Origin of the sequence: Sulfitobacter sp. PS-8MA (assembly GCF_040933935.1) — a bacterium.
Classification (GTDB): domain Bacteria; phylum Pseudomonadota; class Alphaproteobacteria; order Rhodobacterales; family Rhodobacteraceae; genus Sulfitobacter.
Genome location: NZ_JBFQYJ010000007.1, coordinates 554,800 through 573,563, shown reverse-complemented (window position 1 = coordinate 573,563; position 18,764 = coordinate 554,800). Strand labels below are relative to the sequence as shown.

The following is an 18,764-nucleotide window of genomic DNA, read 5'->3' as shown; positions in this document are numbered from 1 at the left end:
TACCGAATCGTTTTTGGTCGTTGATCGTTTTTCGATCGTGGGTTTTTATTGTCGTCTTGGGGCCGTGCTGAAACGTAAGGTATCGGCAGAGGCACAAGGGGCGCAGGAATTCCTGCGCCCCTTGGCTTGGTATCTTAGCGGAAGGGCGGCGCGTAGAGCAGACCACCGTCTGTCCACTGCGCGTTCAGACCACGGGCCAGACCGATGGGGGTTTCCTCACCGATGTTCTTGGCAAAGATCTCACCGTAGTTGCCTTCGGCCATGATGGCGCGCTTGGCCCAGTCGCTGTCGAGACCGATCATCTCACCCAGCGTGCCCTCGGTGCCCAGCAGACGGGCGACTTCGGGGTTGTTGGTGTTGCCGGCCATCTCTTCGATATTGGCCGAGGTGATGCCCAGCTCTTCGGCTGCGATCAGCGCGTTCAGCACCCAGCGGGTGATGTCGCCCCAGTCGTTGTCGCCGTGACGGACCAGCGGGCCCAGCGGCTCTTTGGAGATGATCTCGGGCAGCAGAACATGCTCGTCCGGGTTCTCGAAAGTGGCGCGTGTCGCCGCCAGACCGGAGGCGTCTGTGGTGTAGGTGTCGCAGGCCCCGGCAAGGTACTGCTGCTGGCCTTCGGCGTTGGTTTCAACCGGAACGGGCTCATATTCGATGCCGTTCTTACGGAAGAAGTCCGCGAGGTTCAGCTCGGTCGTCGTGCCGGTCTGGATGCAGACGGTCGCGCCGTCGAGGTCTTTGGCCGAGGAGACGCCAAGCGCTTTGGGCACCATGAAGCCCTGACCGTCATAGTAGTTGATGCCGACGAAATCGAATTTCAGGTCGGTGTCGCGGCTGAATGTCCATGTGGTGTTGCGCGCAAGGAAATCGATCTCGCCCGATGCCAGCGCGGTAAAGCGGGTCTTGCCGGTTGTCGGCACGAATTCCACGGCGTTCTTGTCGCCGAGCACAGCGGCAGCAACGGCACGGCAAACGGCGACGTCAAAGCCTTCCCATTCGCCATTGGCGTTCGGTGCGGCAAAGCCTGCCAGACCGGTTGTCACGCCACAGTTCAGCTTGCCGCGTGCCTTGACATCATCAAGCGTCGCCGCGCCGGCAGCGCCGGCAGCAAGACCCGCAACGGTCAGCGCGCCAAAAATTACGGTTTTTTTCATTTTTACCTCTTCCTGATAGTCCGCCACGTTCACTGGCGGTTAATCCGGCATCTTCCGATCCCGGAGACGATCATGCGCTGAGTTGCCCCAGCTCAATGAAAAGCAGTGTGGGCGGATTCAGCTTTCGAGGTCAAGTGCGCGTTGGGCAAAAGTGCGGCGCTCACATCGGCGGCGCCGCACCGGAAACATTCGTACTTCAGCCCGCGCGGCTGAGCACAATCATTGCGCAGGCATGCAGGAAGGCTTGCCGTTTGATCTCGGCTTCGGCCTCTGCCACATCATCGCGGCCCCATTGTTCGGCCTGCCAGGTTTCATCCAAACGCGACACAGCCCATATTTTCTCGGGGTCATAGGCCTGTTCCAGCGCAGCAAAGCCCAGAATGAGCGAGCCTGTCAGGCTCACAAGGTCGTGAAAGGCAGCGAGTTCAAAGGGGTCGAGCGCGGCGGTCCGGCGGTGCAGTTCTTCCAAGGCGTCGGGCGCTTGCGGTGCGTGCATAATGCCCTGACGGGTCTCCAGCTTGACGCCAAGACATCCTTCGGCCCAGTCCAATATCGGGTCCCATAGCGCCGCTTGCCGCGCCACCAACTCCTCTGGGCTGTCCGCGCGGTAGCACAGCAGATCGCTGTCACCATAGGCCGCGAGCATGGCGGCGACCTCCTGTTTTTGCACCGCAACCTTGTCGATCGCGGCATTCGCGGTCTTGGTGACCGGCATGGTGCGCGGGTCGATCTGCTTGTCCTGCGCCTGCCATTCGGCGGCCACCGCCTCGGCCATGGCGCGGGTCGGCAGGGTCAGCGGGCGTTTGGCCGGGGTTTTGACCCGGCGGCCATCAAGCTCGACGGTATAGCCCTCTTCAAGCGCGACGACGGCGGCCTCTTTCCAAAAGCGTTTCGCTTTCCAATCGCTCATGCGGGAATGCTCCAAATCTGTTCCAACAAAGGCGGCAGCGCGGTGTAGCTCTCAACCAGATGGGTCGCTGCGGTCAGCCTATCCGCACCGTGATAGCCCCATGTGACGCCGATCCCGGTCACCCCTGCCGCCGCGGCCATGTCCATGTCAAAGGAGGTGTCGCCGATCATCACCGTCGCCTCTGGCCCCACGCCGGCATCGGCCATCGCCTGATGGATCATCGAAGGATGCGGCTTGGAGGGATGAAAATCGGCCACCTGCTGCGTGATGAACAGCCCGTCCAGCCCATGCCCTGCGATCAGCTTATCCAGCCCCCGTTTCGACTTGCCCGTCGCCACCCCCAGCAGGATTTCCGGCTCCCCATGCAGCCGCCGCAGGATGTCCAAGGCGCCCGGGTAAAGCGGCGAGGATTGCGCCACGCCCACCTCGGCGCGCAGCCGCATGTAGGCGTCTTTATAGGCTTCGACCATGATCTTGTGGTCCCCGGCCGGGCGCGCAGGTGCCAGCACCGTCATCGCCACATCCAGCGAGAGGCCGACGATCGAGAGGATCTCTGCCCGCGACGGCAGCGGCGCCTCGACAGCGGCAAAGGCCGCCGCCATCGCCGCGACGATATCGCCCTGGCTGTCGACCAGCGTGCCGTCGACGTCGAAGATCGCCAGACGCAGCGGCTTGCTCATTGCAGCGCCTCAAAGGGGTCTTCATCGGCCAGATCTTCGGTCCAGCCAAAGGTATCCCAACTATGCGCCATATGGTCGGGCAATTCGGCGGTAATGGTGACCGTCTTGCGGGTATGGGGATGCTCAAAGCGCATCATCCGGGCGTGTAGATGCAGCTTTTTCGAGATGATCCCGCCCAGTTGTGCGCCCCAGCCATCACCAAGGTTCTCTTGCCCTGAGCCGCCGTATTTGCCATCGCCGACAATCGGATGGCCGATCTCGGCCATATGCGCGCGCAGCTGGTGGGTGCGGCCGGTGACCGGCTCCATCGCCACCCAGGATGCGCGCGAGCCGACGCGGAACAGCGTCGCATAAAGCGTATGCGCCCGTTTCGCGCCCGGCGTGGCGTCCATATCGCGCGGGTGCACGGCAATCATCTTCTCGCCCTCGCCGCTGCGGCCATGGCCGCCCGCTTTCACGAGACCGTATTTGATTTCGCCCAAGTACGGCGTCGGCACACCGGCGACGATGGCCCAGTAAATCTTGCGCGTCTCACGGTGACGCATCGCCGCCGTCAGCGCCTTGGCCGCCAGACGGGTCCGCGCCAGCAGCAACACGCCCGAAGTGTCGCGGTCGAGCCGGTGCACCAGACGGGGCTTTTCCTCGGCGTCAAAGATCAGCGCCTCCGACAGCGCATCGACATGCCGATCCGCCTGCCCCGAGCCGCCCTGTACCGCGAGGCCCGGCGGTTTGTTCAGCGCGATCACATGGTCGTCGCGGTAGATCACGCAGTTGCGGATCATCTTGGCATCGGCCTCGGTGATCCGGGTCCGCTTCGGCGGCGGCGGCGGCGCGCTATCGGGGAGCGGCGGCACGCGCACCTCTTGGCCGGCTTCCAGCCGCGTATTGGCCTTGACCCGGCCCCCATCGACACGGATTTCGCCCTTGCGGCACATCTTCTCGATGAGCCCCTGATTGATCTGCGGAAACATCCGCTTGAACCAACGGTCGAGCCGCTGGTCGCCATCGCCCTCGGCGACGGTCACTGTCTGTACGCGGCTCATGCCAATACCTCTCGGGCCAGCCAGAGGCCCAGCAAACAGGCGGCCAGCGACAAGATCACCGAGGCCCCCACATATGAAAATGCGACAGCGGTGCGACCTGCTTCCAGCAGGCGCATCGTGTCGAGTGAAAACGCCGAAAAGGTGGTGAAACCGCCCAGCAGGCCCGTCATCAGAAAGGGCAGCAGCAGTATCTTATCGGCCAGCGTGACCCAGACCACCCCGATCGCCAGAGAGCCCGCGACATTGACCGCCAGCGTGCCCAGCGGAAAGCCGACGGCCAGACCGACAAGGTAGCGCAGTGACGCGCCCAGAGCGCCGCCAAGCGCCACCATGATCAGTGTTTTCATCATCGACACCCCATCGCGCCTGCGCGGCCCGGAGTCAAGTTTTCCGCTTGGCCCTGAGCCCGGCAAAGTAGTCCTGCCGCTTTTTCAACTCGCGCTCGAAGCCGCGCTCGACAGGCTCGTAAAGGCTGGGCCTTTCCATCGCGTCGGGGAAGTAGTTCTGCCCCGAGAACCCATCTTCGGCATCATGGTCATAGGCATAGCCCGAGCCGTAGCCCTGCTCCTTCATCAGCTTCGTGGGCGCGTTGAGGATATGTTTCGGCGGCGGCTCCGACCCGGTGCTGCGCGCCAAGCGGCGCGCCCCCTTATAGGCCTTGTAGACAGCGTTCGACTTGGGCGCGAGGCAGATATAGGTCAGCGCCTGCGCGATGGCCAATTCGCCCTCGGGGCTGCCAAGCCGCTCATAGGTCTCCCAGGCCTGCAGGCAGAAGGCCTGCGCCTGCGGATCGGCAAGGCCGACATCCTCCACCGCCATGCGGGTGATCCGCCGCATGAGGTAACGCGGGTCCTCGCCGCCCTCCAGCATCCGCCCCAGCCAGTAGAGCGCGGCATCCGGGTCCGAGCCGCGCATGGATTTATGCAAGGCCGAGATCAGGTTGTAATGCGAATCGCCGCCCTTGTCGTATTGCGCGGCGCGGCGCATCAGGCGTTTCGATAGCCCCGCCTTGTCGAGCGGCGCATCGCCTTTCCACGCCGTCACCTGTTCGATCAGATTGAGCAGCGCACGCCCGTCACCATCGGCCATTTCCAACAGCGCCTCGCGGGCCTCGGGCTGTAGCGGGAGCGGCTTGCCCAACTCCTGCTCTGCCCGCTGTGCCAAGCGCTCCAGATCGGCGTGCGGCAGCCGTTCAAGCACCAAAACCTGCGCACGGCTGAGCACGGCGGCATTGAGCTCAAAACTCGGGTTCTCGGTCGTGGCGCCAACCAAGAGGATCGTGCCATCCTCCATATGCGGCAGAAACCCGTCCTGCTGCGCCTTGTTGAACCGGTGGATCTCGTCGACGAAAAGCAGCGTCCCCTGCCCCTGCCGCCGCCGCATCTTGGCCGCCTCGAAGACCTTGCGCAGTTCCGGCACGCCGGAGAAAATCGCGCTGATCTGCACGAAATGCAGATCCGTTTCATCCGCCAGAAGCCGCGCAATGGTGGTCTTGCCGACGCCGGGCGGCCCCCAGAAGATCAGCGAGGACAGCGCGCCAGAGGCCAGCATCACCGTCAGCGGCGCGTCTGGCCCAAGCACCTGATCCTGACCGATCACCTCACCCAAGCTGCGCGGGCGCAGCCGATCCGCCAAAGGGCGATGCCCGCTCTCTGCCGCTCCTTCGCTCTCGCCAAATAAGTCCGCCACGCTACCCCCTAAACCGCAGCGCCATGCGCTGGTCGCCGCGTTGGATCACCATCTGAATGCGCCGTACCTGCCCCGACAGCAGCGCCAGCAGCGCCTTAGTGTCTTCGACCGTGACGCCATTGATCGCATGGATCACATCGCCCTCCCGCAGGCCCACACGGGGGCCGAACCGTCCGGCATCGACCACCACAACCCCGGTGCTTTCCAAGGGCAGGTTCATCTCTGCAATCACCGCCGGGTTGATCCGCGCGGCCCGCAGCCCCGGCAGCAGGCTGCGCCCGCCCAGGGTGACCTCGGCCCGGTCCGGCCTATCCGGTGCCGCGATCAGCGCCACGGTCATTTCCTGCAAGGTGCCATCGCGCATCACCCCCACCCGCGCCGTATGGCCCAGACCGGCCACCGACATGCGGTAGATCATCTCCGCTGGCGTGTTCACCGGCTGCGCATCCACCGTGACGATCACATCGCCCACCTTCAGCCCCGCCGCGTGAAACGGGCTCGCCGCATGCAGGCCCGACACGATGATCCCGCCCGGGCGGTCCAGCCCCAGCGGCCCGGCCATGTCGAAATCCACCGGCTGGCCAGAGAGCCCCGCCCAGGGCCGGTGAAAGACCGCCTCCCCCGCCCGCGCCTGTTCGACGAAAGCCGCGACGAGATTGGCGGGAATCGCAAAGCCGATGCCATTGCTGCCGCCCGACCGGGTCAGGATCGAGGTATTGACCCCGATCAGCCGCCCGGACATGTCGATCAGCGCCCCGCCGGAGTTGCCGGGGTTGATCGGCGCATCGGTCTGGATGAAATAGCCCAGCCCGCCATTGTTCGCCGCGCCCGACCGCGCGAGGCCTGACACGATGCCGCTCGACACGGTCTGCCCCACGCCAAAGGGGTTGCCGATGGCCAGTGTCAGCTCGCCCACCTCGACCGCGTCGCTGTCGCGCAGTTCCAGAAACGGCAGGTCCTGCGCCCCCTCAAGCTTCAAGATCGCCAAATCGCTTTCGGCGTCCCCCAAGAGCACATGGGCGCTGTATTCACGGCGGTCGTTCAGCACGACGCGAATGTCCGTCGCGGTGCCGACCACATGGTAATTCGACACGACAATCCCGTCGTCGGAAAGGATCACCCCGGAGCCAAGCGAGTTCTGTACCCGCGGACGTTCGGAAAAGGGGTCACGAAAGAAGCGCTCGAAAAACGGGTCAGACTGCAGCGGCGTGCGCCGCGCCTCGGTCATGATCTTGGCATAGATGTTCACCACCGCAGGCGTGGCTTCCTTGACCAGCGGCACGAAGCTCAACTGCATCTGCGCGGCGGAACTGGGCACTTGCTGCGCCGCCAGCGGGGTGGCGAGGAGCATCAGGATCGTCAGAAATAATCTCATGCCCCCAGATATGCGCAGCCGCTTCGGCGCGCGCAACTCCCCTTTCTGTCGCAGCGGGATTTCCCCGACCTCAAAAGAAAAAGCCCCGCCAAATGGCAGGGCTTTGCGATCCGCAATTTGCGAAATCTTATTCTGCGGCGTCTTCTTCGGCCACCCGCGCTTTGTCTGCGGCGCCTTTGGCGTCGCGGTCGCGGTCGACGAATTCGATGATCGCCATCGGCGCCATGTCACCATAGCGGAAGCCGGCTTTCAGAACGCGCACGTAACCACCCTGGCGGTCTTTGTAGCGCGGGCCCAGGATGTCGAAGAGTTTCGCGACATACTGGTCTTCTTTCAGCTTGCTTGCAGCCTGACGACGGGCGTGCAGGTCGCCGCGTTTGGCCAGCGTGATCATCTTTTCGATGATCGGCTTCAGTTCCTTGGCTTTCGGCAAGGTGGTCTTGATCTGCTCATGTTCGATGAGCGAGCCTGCCATGTTCGAGAACAGCGCCTTGCGGTGTTCATGTGTACGGTTCAGGCGGCGGTATCCACGTGCGTGACGCATAGTCTTACTCCAATCGTGAGGCCCTCTACGGGCGGTTTTGCTTTGTCTGGCCCGCGATGCGTGTCACGGGCTCTCCTTGGGGCTTGCGCCCGGTCTTCACGGCACCCGATTTCTTTAAAAGAAATCGGCCCCGGAAACTTTAAAAGTTTCCGGGCCCCGTATCTTAGAACGAATCCTCGAACTTCTTGGCGAGGTCTTCGATGTTCTCTGGCGGCCAGTCTTCGACGTCCATCCCGAGGTGCAGGCCCATGCCCGACAGCACTTCCTTGATCTCGTTCAAGGACTTGCGGCCGAAGTTCGGCGTGCGCAGCATTTCGGCTTCGGTCTTCTGGATCAGATCGCCGATGTAGACGATGTTGTCGTTCTTCAGGCAGTTTGCCGAGCGCACCGAGAGCTCCAGCTCGTCGACCTTCTTGAGCAGCAGCGGGTTGAATTCCAGACCGTCGTCGTCGTCCTGACGGGACGCCGATTCCGGCTCGTCGAAGTTCACGAAGATGCCCAGCTGGTCCTGCAGGATACGCGCGGCAAAGGCCACGGCGTCATCCGGCGTGATGGAGCCGTCTGTTTCCACCTTCATGGTCAGCTTGTCATAGTCCAGCACCTGGCCCTCACGGGTGGGCTGCACGTCGTAGGAGACCTTCTTGACCGGCGAGTAGATCGCGTCGATCGGAATGAGACCGATGGGCGCGTCTTCGGGCTTGTTCTTGTCGGCCGAGACATAGCCCTTGCCGGTGTTGACGGTCAGCTCCATGTAGACGTCTGCCCCATCGTCGAGGTGGCAGATCACATGCTCGCGGTTCAAAATCTCGATACCGGCGGATTCAGAAATGTCACCGGCAGTCACAACGCCCGGACCTTTGGCGGAGATCGACAGGCGCTTCGGCCCTTCGACTTCCATGCGCAGGCTGACACCCTTGAGGTTCAGGATGATGTCGGTCACGTCTTCGCGCACACCGGCGACGGAGGAGAACTCGTGCAGCACGTTGTCGATCTGCACGGAGGTGATCGCCGCACCCTGCAGCGAGGACATCAGCACGCGGCGCAGCGCGTTGCCGAGGGTCAGGCCAAAGCCCCGCTCCAGCGGTTCGGCCATGACGGTCGCCTGACGGGCCGGGTCGTTCCCCGGCTTGACGTCAAGCTGTTGCGGCTTGATCAATTCAGCCCAATTCTTGTGGATCATGCGTCCCTCCATCCTTGTTTGTGCCTCATGTCCAAATGACACAAACGCTCGAGGTTTCTGAAAAGCGGTATGGGGCCGCACGCAAGGCGCGACCCCATGTAAAACAGTCCCGGCTTAAACGCGGCGGCGTTTGGGCGGGCGGCAGCCGTTGTGGGCCATCGGGGTCACATCACGGATCGAGGTGATGTTGAAACCGGCAGCCGCCAGAGCGCGCAGTGCGGATTCACGGCCGGAACCGGGGCCTTGCACTTCGACTTCCAGCGTCTTGACGCCGTGATCCTGAGCTTTGCGGCCTGCATCTTCTGCGGCCATCTGAGCGGCATAGGGTGTCGATTTACGCGACCCTTTGAAGCCCATGGTGCCAGCGGAGGACCAGGAAATTGCGTTGCCTTGAACATCCGAGATCAGGATCTTGGTGTTGTTGAAGCTCGAGTTCACATGCGCCACACCTGCGGCGATGTTCTTGGAGACCTTACGCTTGGTGCGTGTCTTATCGCGTGCCATTGATCGAACCCTCCCTTATTTCTTCTTGCCAGCAATGGCCTTCGCGGGGCCTTTGCGTGTGCGTGCGTTGGTATGGGTACGCTGACCGCGAACCGGCAGGTTGCGACGGTGGCGCAAGCCACGGTAGCAGCCGAGGTCCATCAGGCGCTTGATGTTCATCTGCGTGTCACGACGCAGGTCGCCTTCGACGGTGTAGTTGGCGTCGATGTGCTCACGCACGGCCAGAACTTCGGCGTCGCTGAGTTCGTTGACCCGGCGGGTCTCGTCGATGCCGACGGCTTCGCAGATGGCCTTGGCGGAGGAGCTGCCAATACCGGTGATATAGGTGAGGGCGATGGGAACCCGCTTTGCAGTCGGGATGTTTACGCCGGCAATACGTGCCACGTTAGCTATTCCTTTTCGTTGCGGGTCCGTCGTTCCAGACCCTTTTTTCACAACACAAGCCCGAGGCGTAGGACCATCGGGCTGAGGCTGATCAGGTGATCTTGCGGGGTTGGGCGGAACCCTTGCCACAATTTGATTCTCTTGCGAGATAGGGGTGACTATGAGGTTTTGCGCAGGGCGTCAAGCGCCTGCGCAAAACTCTGCGACAGAAGGCGCAGGGGCGCGCCCCCTGTCCGCCTCATCCGCCGGTTACTTGTCGAGAATGCTCGCGATCGCGCCGCGCACTTCGTCGATCTGGCCCAGCCCGTTCACGCCGCTGAGCATGTCCTTGGCATAGTAGTAGCCAATCAGCGGCGAGGTCTGTTTGTAATAGGCCATCAGACGGGTCTTGAGGCTTTCCTCATTGTCGTCGGCACGGCGCTTGAACTCGGTGCCGCCGCAGTTGCTGCATTTGCCATCATCGGGGATCGGCTTGGTCAGGTCGTTATAGACCTCACCACAGTTCGCACAGGTGGACCGCGCGGTGATCCGGGCGACCAGCGCCTCATCGTCGACCTTCATCTCGATCACGGCGTCGAGGCTTTGCCCCTCCTCCGCCATCAATTCGGCCAGCGCGTCGGCCTGGGCCAGCGTGCGGGGGAAACCGTCAAAGATGAAGCCGCCATGTTCGGCCTTGTCGGAGAGCTTTTCGCGGATCAGCCCGATGACGATCTCATCGGTGACCAGCGCGCCGCGGTCCATCACATCGGCCACGATCTTGCCCATCTCCGTGCCGCTGTCTTTCGCCTCACGCAGCATGTCGCCGGTGGAAAGCTGTACCATATTGCGGGTTTCGACGAGATGACGTGCTTGCGTGCCTTTGCCTGCGCCCGGAGGCCCGAGTAGAATAATGTTCATCGACGTACGGGGCTCCGTTTCTTGCGTGTACCTTTGCCTTTGCCTGCACCCTTGCCGCGCAGCTGGGACTTTTCAAGCAGACCTTCATATTGGTGCGCGAGCAAATGGCTCTGCACCTGTTGGATCGTGTCCATGGTCACCGACACAACGATCAGCACCGAAGTGCCACCGAAGTAGAAGGGAATGGCGAACTGGCCGCGCAGGATCTCGGGCAGAACACAGACCGCCGCCAGATAGGCCGAGCCGAGGACGAGGATGCGGTTGACCACATATTCGAGGTATTCCGAGGTGCGCTTGCCGGGGCGGATGCCGGGCACGAAGCCGTTCTGGTTCTTCAGGTTGTCGGCCACGTCATCGGGTTTGAAGCTGACGTTGAACGTATAGAAATAGGCGAAGAAAACGATCATGCCGACGAAGAACAGCAGGTAAAGCGGCTGACCGGGGCCGAAGTTCGCCAGCAGCCAGGACATCACCGGGCTGGTGGAATTGCCCGAGAAGGTGCTGACGGTGACCGGCAGCAGCAGCAGCGAGGAGGCGAAGATCGCCGGGATCACGCCCGCGGGGTTTACCTTGACCGGAAGGTGGCTGGTGCCGCCGTCATACATCTTCATGCCGACTTGGCGGCGGGGATACTGAATGTGGATCTTGCGCAGCGCGCGTTCCATGAAGACCACGAACATGATCGTCGCAATCACCATGACCAGCACGCCCACGATCACCGCGGGGCTGATCGCACCGGACCGGCCAGAAGCAAAGAATTGCGCGATGGCCGCCGGAACCTCGGCAATAATGCCGACAAAGATGATCAGCGAGATGCCGTTGCCGATGCCGCGGGCGGTGATCTGCTCGCCCAGCCACATCAGGAACATCGTGCCGCCCACGAGGGTGATCATACAGGCCGCGATAAAGCCAAAGCCCATCTGGCCATCGGCGACGATGTCACCGGCCTGAAGGCTGACCGCAAGACCGTAAGACTGCAAGGTCGCCAGCGCGACAGTGCCGTAGCGCGTATATTGGTTGATCTTCTTGCGCCCCTGCTCGCCCTCTTTCTTGAGCTGCTCCAGCGAGGGGACCATGGAGGTCAGCAGCTGAACGATGATCGAGGCGGAAATATAAGGCATGATGCCAAGAGCGAAGATGCCCATCCGGCCAAGCGCGCCGCCGGTGAACATCGAGACCATGCCGCCGATACCCTGGCCCGCGCTTTCCATAAAGTCGCGCAGGGCGCCACCGTCGATGCCGGGCACCGGGATGAAGGTGCCAAGGCGGTACACGATGAGCAGCCCGAGTGTGAACAGGATCCGATTGCGCAGGTCAGTTGCCTTGCCCAATGCGGCCCAGCTCGTGTTCGCGGCCATGTTTTCGACGGCAGATACCATGAGGGGTCTCTTCTCTTGTTGCGAAAACGCCGCCCAGAGCCGTTTTCCGGCGGGCGGCGTTCGGGAAAACTTGAGGTTATGTAAGCGGCTCAGCAGCCGCTCACAAGCCTTAAGGCCGCTTTACTCGGATGCCTCGGCAGCCTGCGGCGCCGCCACGGTCACCTTGCCGCCTGCCTTCTCGACCGCCTCAATCGCGGATTTGGAGGCGCCGGCGACGTTCAGGTCGATCTTGGAGGTGATGTCACCCTTGGCCAGAACGCGGATACCGTCCAGCTCACGACGCACCAGACCGGAGGCAACCAGCGCCGCGCTGTCGATGGTGGTGGAGGCGTCGAGCTTCTTGGCGTCGATGAATTTCTGGATCAGGCCCAGGTTCACAACAGCGAAAGACTTGCGGTTCGGCTTGTTGAAGCCACGCTTTGGCAGACGCTGGTAGATTGGCATCTGGCCGCCTTCAAAGCCCTTGATCGCCACGCCGGAACGGGACTTCTGACCTTTGATACCACGGCCACCCATTTTACCCTTGCCAGAGCCGGGGCCACGGCCAACGCGCATACGCTTCTTGGCTGCGCCTTCGTTGTCGGAAAGTTCGTGCAGTTTCATGTCGCTTCTCCTTATGCCGGAAATGGCCCCCAGCGACGGGAGTGGCCAAACGCGGCGTTTCGATTCCATTGCAACCCATCACGGGCCACCGGGGGCGTATAAGGGATGGCGGAAGGCGTGACAAGGGGGTGGCGGCACGCAGTAGGCTGCGCGGGGGTTCTTGCCGCCCCGGAGGGCCATCGCCTGCCCGTGGGGTGGCGATCCCAACAGTGATCCATGCCACTTTATGGTGCAGCGATGGCGCGCTCTTGCAGAGTTGCATCGAACCTCGACAAATCGCCTCCCCGTAGGGCGGGCAGGCGATGGCCCGGCGCCTTCGGCTTGATCCCGGGCCCGCTGTGCTTCAAAACGCCGCACCCTGCCCCGCAAAGCAAAACGCCCCGCAGTTTCCTGCGAGGCGTCTTTGTAGAGCGGTCCCCCGCCCTACCGCTGAACCCTAGGTTCAGCCTTTCTCTTCAACGATCTCGACCATATGCGAGACCTTGTTGATCATGCCGCGCACGGAAGGTGTGTCTTCCAGCTCACGGGTACGACCCATCTTGTCCAGACCGAGACCAACCAGAGTGGCCTTTTGCTTGGCGGGGCGGCGGATCGGCGAACCGATCTGCTTGATTACGATTGTCTTGGCCATGCTTATGCCTCCTCAGCCACTTGTGCGGAGGACTCTACGTTGTCTTCACGCTTGGGCAGAATGTCAGCCACTTTCTTGCCGCGACGCTGCGCGACGGAACGGGGCGATTGTTCTTTTCTCAGACCGTCCAAAGTGGCGCGGATCATGTTGTAGGGGTTCTGCGACCCGACCGACTTGGACACAACGTCCTTCACGCCGAGCATCTCGAACACGGCACGCATCGGACCACCGGCAATGATCCCGGTCCCTTCAGGTGCTGTGCGCATGATGACTTTGCCGGCGCCGTGGCGGCCGTGCATGTCATGGTGCAGCGTACGACCTTCGCGCAGTTGCACGCGGATCATCTGACGCTTGGCCTGCTCGGTCGCCTTGCGGATGGCCTCGGGCACTTCTTTCGCTTTGCCCTTGCCAAAGCCGACGCGGCCTTTCTGATCGCCCACGACCACGAGTGCGGCAAAGCCGAAACGCTTACCACCCTTAACGGTCTTGGACACGCGGTTGATCGCGACCAGACGGTCAGCGAATTCCGGGGTCTCGTCGCGCTGGTTGCGGCGGTTGCCCCCACGGTTGTCATCTCTTGCCATCTGGCATCTTCCTTTTTCTGTGGCCCAAAGGCCCCTTTGGTCAATCCTGGTGGGCCAGCGGCCCCCGGATCATCGAGAGGGCCAGCACGGCCCTCTTCGCAGCAAAGGTGCGCGCGATGCGCACCCTACGTGGTGACGGTGGGTGCGTGGTTGCCCACGCACCGCGCCATCAGATCTTCAGACCGCCTTCGCGGGCCGCTTCGGCCAAAGCTTTCACCTTGCCGTGGAACAGGAAACCGCCCCGGTCGAAGTAGGCTTCTTCGACGCCGGCTTTCTTGGCACGTTCGGCAATCGCTGCACCGACCTTGGTCGCCGCTTCGATGTTGTTCTTGCCGACGACGCCCAGATCCTTCTCCATGGTGGAGGCGGAGGCCAGTGTCACGCCGTTCACATCGTCGATCAGCTGGGCCGAGATGTTCTTGGACGAACGGTGCACCGACAGGCGCATGCGCCCGGCGTTCACTTTGCGGAGTTTGTTCCGAACGCGCATGCGGCGTTTCAGGAACAGCTGTCTTTTGGTGTTTGCCATCTTTCCGTTCCTTACTTCTTCTTGCCTTCTTTGCGGAACACGAACTCACCCTTATAGCGGATGCCTTTGCCCTTATAGGGCTCGGGCTTGCGCCAAGCGCGGATGTTCGCAGCGACCTGACCAACAAGCTGTTCGTCAATGCCTTCCACAACGATTTCGGTCTGCTTCGGTGCTGTCACGGTGACGCCCTCGGGGGCCACATAGTCAACATCGTGGCTCAGGCCGAGGTTCAGTTTCAGCGTGTTGCCATTGATGGCCGCACGATAACCAACACCCTGAATCTCCAGCTCTTTCTTGAAGCCGGTGGAGACGCCAGTCACCAGGTTTTCAATCATGGTGCGGGACATGCCCCACTGCTGACGCGCGCGCTTGGACTTGCCACGCGGGGTCACAGTGATCGCATCGTCTTCGACCGTCAGTGTCACATCGTCAGTCGCGCGGAAGCTGCGGGTGCCCTTGGGGCCCTTCACTTCGATCGTCTGACCGCTCACCTCTGCCGAAACGCCCGAAGGAATGGCGACAGGTTTCTTACCAATACGAGACATGGTCTACTCCTTAGAATACGGTGCAGAGCACTTCGCCGCCAACATTGGCAGAACGTGCAGACGCGTCCGACATCACACCCTTGGAGGTGGAGACAATCGACACACCGAGGCCCTGACGGACAACGGGGATGTCATTGACGGCCATGTAAACGCGGCGACCGGGTTTGGAAACCCGCTTCAATTCGCGAATGACAGGCTCGCCCTCGTAGTATTTGAGGCTGATCTCAAGCGCCGGGTGGCCGTCGGCGCCCGTCACTTTTTCGTAGCCGCGGATGTAGCCTTCGTCGGCCAGCACGTCCAGCACCCATGCACGCAGCTTGGAAGCCGGTGTCACAACTGTGGATTTGCCGCGCAGCGAAGAGTTACGGATGCGTGTCAGCATATCTGCGATAGGATCGTTCATCTGATGCGCTCCTTACCAGCTCGACTTGACCATACCGGGGATCTGGCCCGAAGAGCCAAGGTCCCGCAGCGCGATCCGCGAAATTTTCAGTTTACGATAGTAGGCGTGCGGGCGGCCCGTCAGCTGGCAACGGTTATGCAGACGCACAGCAGAGCTGTTGCGCGGCAGTTTCGCCAGTTTCAGGGAAGCGCGGAAACGCTCTTCCATCGGTTTGCTTTCGTCGCTCACGATCTCTTTCAGAGCCGCGCGCTTGTCAGCGTACTTTTTAACCAGTGCTTCGCGCTTCTTCTCGCGCTCGATCATGGATTTTTTAGCCATTTTTAATCCTTCCCGCGCTTATGAATTGAAGGGCATGTTGAAAGCTTTCAACAGCGCCTTGGCTTCAGCGTCGGTTTTCGCCGTGGTGGCGATCACGATGTCCATACCCCAGGTCTCGTCAACTTTGTCGAAGTCGATCTCGGGGAACACGATATGCTCTTTCAAGCCCATGGCGTAGTTGCCACGGCCGTCAAAGCTCTTGCCCGGGATGCCGCGGAAGTCGCGGATACGGGGCATTGCGATCGTGATCAGACGGTCCAGGAATTCATACATGCGGTCACCGCGCAGGGTCACTTTCGCACCCAGCGGCATTTCCTCACGCACGCGGAAACCAGCAATGGATTTCTTGGCCACGGTTGTCAGCGCCTTCTGGCCTGCAATCGTCGTCAAGTCTTCCTGAGCCGACTTGGCTTTCTTGCTGTCACGCACGGCTTCGGCACCACAGCCGATGTTCAGAACGATCTTGTCCAGCTTGGGGATCATCATGTCGTTCTTATAGCCGAATTCCTCTTTCAGGGCGGCGCGGATCTTGTCGCGGTATACGGCCTGAAGGCGGGGTGTGTAGGTTGCGGTATCAAGCATCGATCACGTCCCCCGTGGTCTTGGCAAAGCGCACTTTCTTGTCGCCTTCGATTTTGAAACCCACGCGGGTGGCTTTGCCATTGGCATCCACCAGTGCGAGGTTGCTCAGGTCAATCGGCATCGCCTTGGGGATGCGGCCGCCCTGAGATGTCTGGGTCTGGCGGGTGGCGCGGATGGCGATTTTCACACCGTCAACGATGGCCTTGTTCGACTTGGGGTCAACGGACGAGATGGTGCCCGTCTTGCCCTTGTCCTTGCCGGACAGCACGATGACCTTGTCACCTTTGCGAAGTTTAGCAGCCATGATTACAGCACCTCCGGAGCGAGCGAGATGATTTTCATGAAGTTCTTCGCGCGCAGTTCACGCACAACCGGCCCGAAGATACGGGTGCCGACAGGCTCGTTGTTGTTATTCAGGATAACAGCAGCGTTGCGGTCGAAGCGGATGGCGGTGCCATCTTCACGACGAACTTCTTTGGCGGTGCGAACGACAACAGCCTTGCGGACGTCGCCCTTTTTCACACGACCGCGAGGGATGGCTTCCTTGACCGACACGACAATGATGTCGCCGACGGATGCGTATTTACGCTTGGAACCACCCAGGACCTTGATGCACTGAACACGGCGCGCGCCGCTGTTGTCAGCAACATCCAGGTTGGTCTGCATCTGGATCATTTGGTTTCTCCCGACCTTCTGGGGGGCGATGCGGCCCTAATCCCAGGGTTTCGTTTAAGGGGCTCAGGCCTCGGCTTTGTCCGAAGTCAGAACTTCCCAACGTTTGGTTTTCGACTTGGGGGCACATTCGATGATGCGCACAGTGTCGCCCACCTTGAACGTGTTGTTCTCATCGTGAGCCCGGTACTTCTTGGACTTACGGATGGTCTTTTTCAGAACCGGATGCGTAAAGCGGCGCTCTACGGAAACGGAAACTGTTTGTGCGTTGGCGTCCGATGTCACGGTGCCTGTAAGGATACGCTTGGGCATGTTTCAGGCTCCTATTATTCGGCTGCCGCAGCAGCGGCTTTCTGGTTCAGCACGGTGTGGACACGGGCCACGTCACGCTTCACGGTCTTCAAACGCGCGGGATTTTCCAACTGGCCGGTGGCCTGCTGAAAACGCAAGTTGAAGGATTCTTTTTTCAGGTTCACAAGCTCGTCGCGGAGCTGGTCCGGCGTCTTGTCGTGCAGTTCGCTGGCTTTCACGGCCTCTTCCTTTCAACATCACCAGTAGGCCCCTGTCAGGGTGACCATGATTCTGGTGGAGTTCATGATGAAAGCTGCCAATACGCGCTGAGGTCGCCCATGGCAACCCCCGTTGGCCCGCATCTGCGCTTTTGGCGCAAATAGGCTGGCGATGGGGGTATGTTCGGCGTAAGTAGGACTTATGTCAAACATCAAATCGCTTTTCGCCACCCGCCTCTATCACGCCGCCCTCTCGGCCCACGGCAGCCCGATCGACACCGACGAACTGGCCGCCTCCTGCTTCTCGATCGCCGAGGATGACGAGGCCGGACAGGACTGGTGCGAAGAGAACGGCTATGCCGGCTACACCTCCTACGCCTCGCTCGACGACCTGCCCTACCGCTTCCCGATCTTCAAGGATCTGGTCGCGGTGCTGGACCAACATGTGGCCGCCTTTGCCAAGGATCTGGAGTTTGATCTTGGCGAGCGCAAGCTGGTGCTCGACTCGCTGTGGCTGAACATCCTGCCCGAAGGCGGCATCCACACCTCCCATATCCACCCGCATTCGGTGATCTCGGGCACGACCTATGTGACCATGCCCGAGGGCGCCAGCGCGATCCGTTTCGAAGACCCGCGCCTGCCGATGATGATGGCCGCCCCCGGTCGGGCGAAGGACGCCCGTGAGGAGCTGCGGCCCTTTATCTATGTGGCGCCCGAAGCGGGTGACGTGCTGCTGTGGGAAAGCTGGCTGCGGCATGAGGTGCCGATGAACATGATCGAGGAAGATCGGGTTTCGGTGAGTTTCAATTACAACTGGGCGTAACCGGCAGAGGGCCGCAACGAGGGCGCGGTCCGAGCTGCTAGCAAAGATAGGCAGTGATCATCTCCTGCCACACGGGCCATCGCCTGACCGCGGGTTGGCGATCCAACGTGGCCTCGTGCCACTTTATGGTTCAGCCGTGATGTGCGTCCGCAAAGGAGCGCCAAGCCCCACCAAATCGCCTACCCGCCGCACCAAAGGTGCGTTCTTAAATCACGGCACGCCTTTGGCGTGACGCGGGCAGGCGATGGCCCGGCGCCTCCGGCTTGATTCCGGGCCAGCGGTATCGAACAACGACGTTTTCTGCCGCGTAGCGACGTGACCTTGACGCCTTCCCCACCCCGCCAAAACAAAACCCCCGCCGATCGCTCGACGGGGGTTTCATTTCTCTCAGCACCCCTTGCGGGGCAACAGACTTACCAGTCTTCGCGGACCACGACCCGGGTCTTGATCGGCAGCTTCATGGCTGCCAGACGCAGGGCTTCGCGCGCCACGTCTTCGCCGACACCGTCGATCTCGAACATGATGCGGCCGGGCTTGACCTTGGCGGCCCAGAAGTCGACGGAACCTTTACCTTTACCCATACGCACTTCGACGGGCTTGGAGGTTACCGGAACATCCGGGAAGATGCGGATCCAGACACGGCCCTGACGCTTCATGTGACGCGTCATGGCGCGGCGTGCCGCTTCGATTTGACGGGCGGTAACCCGCTCCGGCTGCAGTGCTTTCAGGCCGTAGGTGCCGAAGTTCAGGTCAGACCCGCCCTTCGCCAGACCCTTGATCGAGCCCTTAAACTGCTTGCGGAATTTAGTACGCTTTGGTTGAAGCATTT

27 protein-coding genes are annotated in these 18,764 nt (G+C 61.5%); 1 reads left to right on the top strand and 26 read right to left on the bottom strand.

From position 1 onward, the window contains the following. Positions 1–134: 134 nt before the first annotated feature. From AB4M76_RS16295 to rpmC, 25 genes are all read right to left on the bottom strand, one after another. On the bottom strand, positions 135–1,151 hold the full coding sequence (locus AB4M76_RS16295; RefSeq protein WP_368443031.1) for an amino acid ABC transporter substrate-binding protein: 1,017 nt from the start codon (positions 1,149–1,151) through the stop codon (positions 135–137). A gap of 196 nt (positions 1,152–1,347) precedes the next feature. Continuing rightward, complete coding sequence (locus tag AB4M76_RS16290) at positions 1,348–2,061, bottom strand: ATP12 family chaperone protein (protein WP_368443030.1); 714 nt, start codon at positions 2,059–2,061, stop codon at positions 1,348–1,350. Next, a complete protein-coding gene (locus tag AB4M76_RS16285) occupies positions 2,058–2,741 on the bottom strand; it encodes an HAD-IA family hydrolase (protein ID WP_368443029.1) in 684 nt (227 codons plus the stop codon). Before AB4M76_RS16285 ends, AB4M76_RS16290 begins: the two co-directional genes overlap by 4 nt. Then, a complete protein-coding gene (locus AB4M76_RS16280; RefSeq protein WP_368443028.1) occupies positions 2,738–3,784 on the bottom strand; it encodes an RluA family pseudouridine synthase in 1,047 nt (348 codons plus the stop codon). The genes AB4M76_RS16285 and AB4M76_RS16280 overlap by 4 nt, the downstream gene beginning before the upstream one ends. Beyond that, entirely contained in the window at positions 3,781–4,134 is a 354-nt protein-coding gene (locus AB4M76_RS16275) for a CrcB family protein (RefSeq protein WP_368443027.1), read from the bottom strand. The genes AB4M76_RS16280 and AB4M76_RS16275 overlap by 4 nt, the downstream gene beginning before the upstream one ends. 31 nt (positions 4,135–4,165) lie before the next feature. After that, positions 4,166–5,473: a replication-associated recombination protein A gene (locus tag AB4M76_RS16270; protein WP_368443026.1), complete on the bottom strand. Its 1,308-nt coding sequence runs from the start codon at positions 5,471–5,473 to the stop codon at positions 4,166–4,168. A 1-nt stretch (position 5,474) separates the two neighbouring features. Then, positions 5,475–6,848 (bottom strand): trypsin-like peptidase domain-containing protein, encoded by a 1,374-nt coding sequence (locus tag AB4M76_RS16265; RefSeq protein WP_368443024.1) that lies wholly within the window; start codon positions 6,846–6,848, stop codon positions 5,475–5,477. Between the two features lie 127 nt (positions 6,849–6,975). Then, positions 6,976–7,392 (bottom strand): 50S ribosomal protein L17, encoded by a 417-nt coding sequence (gene rplQ / locus AB4M76_RS16260; protein ID WP_174859679.1) that lies wholly within the window; start codon positions 7,390–7,392, stop codon positions 6,976–6,978. Positions 7,393–7,555: 163 nt separating this feature from the next. Continuing rightward, positions 7,556–8,572: a DNA-directed RNA polymerase subunit alpha gene (locus AB4M76_RS16255; RefSeq protein ID WP_007118862.1), complete on the bottom strand. Its 1,017-nt coding sequence runs from the start codon at positions 8,570–8,572 to the stop codon at positions 7,556–7,558. A 114-nt stretch (positions 8,573–8,686) separates the two neighbouring features. Next, on the bottom strand, positions 8,687–9,076 hold the full coding sequence (gene rpsK / locus AB4M76_RS16250) for a 30S ribosomal protein S11 (protein WP_067263152.1): 390 nt from the start codon (positions 9,074–9,076) through the stop codon (positions 8,687–8,689). A 15-nt stretch (positions 9,077–9,091) separates the two neighbouring features. Continuing rightward, positions 9,092–9,460, bottom strand: coding sequence for a 30S ribosomal protein S13 (rpsM, locus tag AB4M76_RS16245; RefSeq protein ID WP_067263150.1), 369 nt, complete (start codon positions 9,458–9,460; stop codon positions 9,092–9,094). 249 nt (positions 9,461–9,709) lie between these two features. Next, positions 9,710–10,357 (bottom strand): adenylate kinase, encoded by a 648-nt coding sequence (locus tag AB4M76_RS16240; RefSeq protein ID WP_368443023.1) that lies wholly within the window; start codon positions 10,355–10,357, stop codon positions 9,710–9,712. Next, a complete protein-coding gene (gene secY, locus AB4M76_RS16235) occupies positions 10,354–11,736 on the bottom strand; it encodes a preprotein translocase subunit SecY (RefSeq protein ID WP_368443022.1) in 1,383 nt (460 codons plus the stop codon). Before secY ends, AB4M76_RS16240 begins: the two co-directional genes overlap by 4 nt. A gap of 120 nt (positions 11,737–11,856) precedes the next feature. Continuing rightward, positions 11,857–12,339, bottom strand: a complete 483-nt coding sequence (gene rplO / locus AB4M76_RS16230; protein ID WP_368443021.1) for a 50S ribosomal protein L15 — start codon at positions 12,337–12,339, stop codon at positions 11,857–11,859. A 442-nt stretch (positions 12,340–12,781) separates the two neighbouring features. After that, complete coding sequence (rpmD, locus tag AB4M76_RS16225; protein ID WP_368443019.1) at positions 12,782–12,970, bottom strand: 50S ribosomal protein L30; 189 nt, start codon at positions 12,968–12,970, stop codon at positions 12,782–12,784. Positions 12,971–12,972: 2 nt separating this feature from the next. Further along, the gene (rpsE, locus tag AB4M76_RS16220; RefSeq protein ID WP_368443018.1) at positions 12,973–13,554 is read right to left on the bottom strand and encodes a 30S ribosomal protein S5; all 582 of its coding nucleotides are present in this window, start codon (positions 13,552–13,554) and stop codon (positions 12,973–12,975) included. 169 nt (positions 13,555–13,723) lie between these two features. After that, entirely contained in the window at positions 13,724–14,083 is a 360-nt protein-coding gene (gene rplR / locus AB4M76_RS16215; RefSeq protein WP_174859672.1) for a 50S ribosomal protein L18, read from the bottom strand. Between the two features lie 11 nt (positions 14,084–14,094). After that, positions 14,095–14,628, bottom strand: coding sequence for a 50S ribosomal protein L6 (gene rplF / locus AB4M76_RS16210; RefSeq protein WP_174859671.1), 534 nt, complete (start codon positions 14,626–14,628; stop codon positions 14,095–14,097). 10 nt (positions 14,629–14,638) lie between these two features. Next, complete coding sequence (gene rpsH, locus AB4M76_RS16205) at positions 14,639–15,031, bottom strand: 30S ribosomal protein S8 (RefSeq protein WP_174859670.1); 393 nt, start codon at positions 15,029–15,031, stop codon at positions 14,639–14,641. Positions 15,032–15,043: 12 nt separating this feature from the next. Continuing rightward, positions 15,044–15,349 carry a 30S ribosomal protein S14 gene (rpsN, locus tag AB4M76_RS16200; protein ID WP_136720403.1) on the bottom strand — a complete coding sequence of 102 codons (306 nt, stop codon included), beginning with the start codon at positions 15,347–15,349 and terminating at the stop codon, positions 15,044–15,046. A gap of 18 nt (positions 15,350–15,367) precedes the next feature. Beyond that, on the bottom strand, positions 15,368–15,931 hold the full coding sequence (gene rplE / locus AB4M76_RS16195; RefSeq protein WP_368443017.1) for a 50S ribosomal protein L5: 564 nt from the start codon (positions 15,929–15,931) through the stop codon (positions 15,368–15,370). Continuing rightward, positions 15,924–16,235: a 50S ribosomal protein L24 gene (rplX, locus tag AB4M76_RS16190; protein ID WP_067267981.1), complete on the bottom strand. Its 312-nt coding sequence runs from the start codon at positions 16,233–16,235 to the stop codon at positions 15,924–15,926. The genes rplE and rplX overlap by 8 nt, the downstream gene beginning before the upstream one ends. Before the next feature lie 2 nt (positions 16,236–16,237). Further along, positions 16,238–16,606, bottom strand: coding sequence for a 50S ribosomal protein L14 (gene rplN, locus AB4M76_RS16185; protein WP_005621870.1), 369 nt, complete (start codon positions 16,604–16,606; stop codon positions 16,238–16,240). Between the two features lie 63 nt (positions 16,607–16,669). Then, positions 16,670–16,915 (bottom strand): 30S ribosomal protein S17, encoded by a 246-nt coding sequence (gene rpsQ, locus AB4M76_RS16180; protein ID WP_067267977.1) that lies wholly within the window; start codon positions 16,913–16,915, stop codon positions 16,670–16,672. Positions 16,916–16,929: 14 nt separating this feature from the next. Further along, entirely contained in the window at positions 16,930–17,133 is a 204-nt protein-coding gene (gene rpmC / locus AB4M76_RS16175) for a 50S ribosomal protein L29 (RefSeq protein ID WP_007118846.1), read from the bottom strand. A 181-nt stretch (positions 17,134–17,314) separates the two neighbouring features. Here rpmC and AB4M76_RS16170 point away from each other — a divergent pair, with 181 nt between their 5' ends. Beyond that, on the top strand, positions 17,315–17,935 hold the full coding sequence (locus AB4M76_RS16170; protein ID WP_368443016.1) for a TIGR02466 family protein: 621 nt from the start codon (positions 17,315–17,317) through the stop codon (positions 17,933–17,935). Positions 17,936–18,348: 413 nt separating this feature from the next. Here AB4M76_RS16170 and rplP read toward each other — a convergent pair whose 3' ends face one another. Further along, positions 18,349–18,762, bottom strand: a complete 414-nt coding sequence (gene rplP / locus AB4M76_RS16165) for a 50S ribosomal protein L16 (protein WP_007118841.1) — start codon at positions 18,760–18,762, stop codon at positions 18,349–18,351. Between the last annotated feature and the right edge of the window lie 2 nt (positions 18,763–18,764).

Excerpts from the sequence above, each read along its gene's own strand:
- AB4M76_RS16240 (WP_368443023.1), bottom strand. The coding sequence starts at position 10,357 with ATGAACATTATTCTACTCGGGCCTCCGGGCGCAGGCAAAGGCACGCAA.
- rpsK (WP_067263152.1), bottom strand. The coding sequence starts at position 9,076 with ATGGCACGCGATAAGACACGCACCAAGCGTAAGGTCTCCAAGAACATC.
- secY (WP_368443022.1), bottom strand. The coding sequence starts at position 11,736 with ATGGTATCTGCCGTCGAAAACATGGCCGCGAACACGAGCTGGGCCGCA.
- rplF (WP_174859671.1), bottom strand. The coding sequence starts at position 14,628 with ATGTCTCGTATTGGTAAGAAACCTGTCGCCATTCCTTCGGGCGTTTCG.
- rplX (WP_067267981.1), bottom strand. The coding sequence starts at position 16,235 with ATGGCTGCTAAACTTCGCAAAGGTGACAAGGTCATCGTGCTGTCCGGC.
- rplO (WP_368443021.1), bottom strand. The coding sequence starts at position 12,339 with ATGAAACTGCACGAACTTTCCGACAACGAAGGCGCAGCCAAGAAGCGT.
- rpsE (WP_368443018.1), bottom strand. The coding sequence starts at position 13,554 with ATGGCAAGAGATGACAACCGTGGGGGCAACCGCCGCAACCAGCGCGAC.
- rplN (WP_005621870.1), bottom strand. The coding sequence starts at position 16,606 with ATGATCCAGATGCAGACCAACCTGGATGTTGCTGACAACAGCGGCGCG.
- AB4M76_RS16280 (WP_368443028.1), bottom strand. The coding sequence starts at position 3,784 with ATGAGCCGCGTACAGACAGTGACCGTCGCCGAGGGCGATGGCGACCAG.
- rpsN (WP_136720403.1), bottom strand. The coding sequence starts at position 15,349 with ATGGCTAAAAAATCCATGATCGAGCGCGAGAAGAAGCGCGAAGCACTG.
- AB4M76_RS16255 (WP_007118862.1), bottom strand. The coding sequence starts at position 8,572 with ATGATCCACAAGAATTGGGCTGAATTGATCAAGCCGCAACAGCTTGAC.
- rpsQ (WP_067267977.1), bottom strand. The coding sequence starts at position 16,915 with ATGCCCAAGCGTATCCTTACAGGCACCGTGACATCGGACGCCAACGCA.
- AB4M76_RS16295 (WP_368443031.1), bottom strand. The coding sequence starts at position 1,151 with ATGAAAAAAACCGTAATTTTTGGCGCGCTGACCGTTGCGGGTCTTGCT.
- rpmD (WP_368443019.1), bottom strand. The coding sequence starts at position 12,970 with ATGGCCAAGACAATCGTAATCAAGCAGATCGGTTCGCCGATCCGCCGC.
- rplP (WP_007118841.1), bottom strand. The coding sequence starts at position 18,762 with ATGCTTCAACCAAAGCGTACTAAATTCCGCAAGCAGTTTAAGGGCTCG.
- AB4M76_RS16170 (WP_368443016.1), top strand. The coding sequence starts at position 17,315 with ATGTCAAACATCAAATCGCTTTTCGCCACCCGCCTCTATCACGCCGCC.
- AB4M76_RS16275 (WP_368443027.1), bottom strand. The coding sequence starts at position 4,134 with ATGATGAAAACACTGATCATGGTGGCGCTTGGCGGCGCTCTGGGCGCG.
- rplE (WP_368443017.1), bottom strand. The coding sequence starts at position 15,931 with ATGCTTGATACCGCAACCTACACACCCCGCCTTCAGGCCGTATACCGC.
- AB4M76_RS16265 (WP_368443024.1), bottom strand. The coding sequence starts at position 6,848 with ATGAGATTATTTCTGACGATCCTGATGCTCCTCGCCACCCCGCTGGCG.
- AB4M76_RS16290 (WP_368443030.1), bottom strand. The coding sequence starts at position 2,061 with ATGAGCGATTGGAAAGCGAAACGCTTTTGGAAAGAGGCCGCCGTCGTC.
- AB4M76_RS16285 (WP_368443029.1), bottom strand. The coding sequence starts at position 2,741 with ATGAGCAAGCCGCTGCGTCTGGCGATCTTCGACGTCGACGGCACGCTG.
- rplR (WP_174859672.1), bottom strand. The coding sequence starts at position 14,083 with ATGGCAAACACCAAAAGACAGCTGTTCCTGAAACGCCGCATGCGCGTT.
- rplQ (WP_174859679.1), bottom strand. The coding sequence starts at position 7,392 with ATGCGTCACGCACGTGGATACCGCCGCCTGAACCGTACACATGAACAC.
- rpsH (WP_174859670.1), bottom strand. The coding sequence starts at position 15,031 with ATGAACGATCCTATCGCAGATATGCTGACACGCATCCGTAACTCTTCG.